Raw genomic sequence first — 2,273 nt, 5'->3', positions numbered from 1 at the left:
GAAGTCGTGGTGCGACGGGGTCGACATGACCCGCGCCACGTCTTCGTGACCGGCCTTCGCGCGTTCCGGGACGCCTCCGGACGGGTGAGGTGCGACGGCTTCACCCGACTGGAGCATCACACGCGTCGGTGCTGGTCAGAGCCTTGTCCGGCCTGCCTCGGGCCCGTCCGGCGTGATGTAAGGGAGCCCTACCTCGTTTCGATGCGCCCCGGTGCCGGGTAGGCCTCGCAACGACAGGGTGGATCGACTTGACGGCGTTCCATAACGCCGCTATAAATAGTAGTAAGACAGTGTTATGGAATGCCTGGACGGGGTGGTGGGCGTGGTCGCGTCAGTACGGGAAGTCGCGGAAGCGCTGGTGGTGCGAGGTGCACTGCCCGCCGAGCTGGACGGTGCTCTTGTGTGGTCGGGCAAGTACGGGGTCTCCGGGATCCACCTGGGGCCCGACGGCGCCCAGTGGTACCGCGGACGGCGGCCGGCCGCGCTCGCGCCGGCCGACTGGCCCGCCGGCGCCACGATGGCGAGCCCGGTGTTCGACGGTGAGGTGTGGCACACGGCCATGTCGCACCCGGAACTCGGGTACGCCGAGCACGTGATGCTCGACGACGACGGCGAGGTGCTGCGCGCCGAGCCGTTCCCGCTGGAGGGTGCGCCCCGCATGCGCGCGGTCGGCGTCACGGACCGCTTCGTGGTCGTGGTCGACTCCGCGCCCTACTACAGCCGCGCCGCCGAGCTGGTCGGCCTGCGGGACCCGTACTCCGGTCCCGCCACCGGCCCCACGCGCATCGGCCTGCTCGCCTACGGCCGGCCGCACTGGTTCGAGGTCGGTGAGGGCGAGGTGCTCTCCCTCGTCAACGCCTACGAGGACCTCGGTCGCGTGGTCGTGGACGCGATCTGGGCGCCCGGTGTGCTGCGCCGCCACACGCTCGACCTCGCCACGGGCAACGTGCGCCGGGTCGACCTGCCCGCGATGGACGTCGCCGGCGTCGACGAGCGCATGACGGGCCGCCGCCACCGCTACGTGTTCGGCACCGCCGGCACCGCGATCGTCCGCCACGACGTCGCCCTGGGCTGCACGTGGCGCCGCGAGCTGGACGTCACGCCCAGCCGGCCGGTGTTCGTGCCGAGCGGCAAGGGTGAGGGCGAGGGCTGGGTGGTCACCGTCGCCGGTGACGAGCTGCTGGTGCTGGACGCGGCCGACCTGGCCGGTGAGCCGGTGGCGGTCGTGCGGCTGCCGTTCGAGGTCGAGGCGTCCCAGCGCACGACCTGGCTCACGGGCCGCGCGTCGGACTGACCGCCTCGCGGCGCGGGGCCGTGCGCCGGCACGGCATCGAGGGTCCGTGAAGCCGTGGCCGCACGGGGTCGCGAGTCGAGAGAGGCCCGGTTGCCGGGGGTGCGAGTCGGCGGGAGTGGTGGCCGAGCGGTCGGCCGCGAGTCGCGCGGATGTCGGGAACCCTTGCCGGGGAACCGGTTGCGCCCCTACGTTCGGGCGTGACGGGTGAGCGGTCGTCGGGCGCGTCGCCCGGGCCGCCCGTCCGACCGGCTCCCGCGTCCCGACCGGGAATGGCAAGGCCGCCGTTGCGGGGGGTAGACTGTAGGGAACCATCCCTAGCATGGCAACGGCGAGGGGAACCGTGCAACGAACCGCTGCTGAGACCCGGTCCCACGTACTGCGAGTGGCCGGGGAACTGTTCTACCGCAAGGGTATCCGCGCCACGGGTGTCGACCTCGTCGCGGCCGAGGCGGGTGTCGCGCCGACCACGCTCTACCGGTTGTTCTCCTCGAAGGACGACCTCGTCGGCGCCTACGTCGAACGCGCCGACCAGGACTTCCGGAGCCGGTTCACGACCGCGGTCGAGTCCGCCGGGTCCGACCCGCGCGACAAGATCCTCGCCGTCTTCGACGTGGTGTTCGCGGAGGTCTCCTCCGGCAAGTTCCGCGGCTGCAAGTTCCTGATGTCGCTGGCCGAGTTCCCCGAGCCGGAACTGCCCGCGCACCGCAACGCCCGGATGGCGAAGTCCTGGACCCGCGAGCGGATCGGTGAGCTGACCGAGGAGCTCGGCGTCGAGGACCCGGACGAGCTGACCGACCACCTCATGCTGATCTTCGAGGGCCTGCACGCCTCGGGCCAGTCGTTCGGCCCGGACGGTCCGGCGAAGCGGGCCCGCCGCCTGGCCGAGGGCATCCTGGCGGCCGCCGCGCCGGCGTCGTAACGGGTGGTGACCGGGCGTCCCCGCCCGGCACGCGGTGAGGTCGTCGACGCGAGTGGCGTC

Annotated in this window: 2 protein-coding genes; both read left to right on the top strand. The window is 72.3% G+C overall.

Going from position 1 to position 2,273, the window contains the following annotated elements:
* Positions 1-322: 322 nt before the first annotated feature.
* Complete coding sequence (locus AB0G02_RS35950; protein WP_360803654.1) at positions 323-1,294, top strand: carotenoid oxygenase family protein; 972 nt, start codon at positions 323-325, stop codon at positions 1,292-1,294.
* Positions 1,295-1,676: 382 nt separating this feature from the next.
* Positions 1,677-2,213 (top strand): TetR/AcrR family transcriptional regulator, encoded by a 537-nt coding sequence (locus AB0G02_RS35945; RefSeq protein WP_360803651.1) that lies wholly within the window; start codon positions 1,677-1,679, stop codon positions 2,211-2,213.
* Positions 2,214-2,273 lie beyond the last annotated feature (60 nt).

Origin of the sequence: Actinosynnema sp. NPDC023658 (genome assembly GCF_040639995.1) — a bacterium.
GTDB lineage: Bacteria > Actinomycetota > Actinomycetes > Mycobacteriales > Pseudonocardiaceae > Actinosynnema.
The sequence above is the reverse complement of the archived record's forward strand: the minus strand, read 5'-3'. Positions and strand labels throughout refer to the sequence as shown.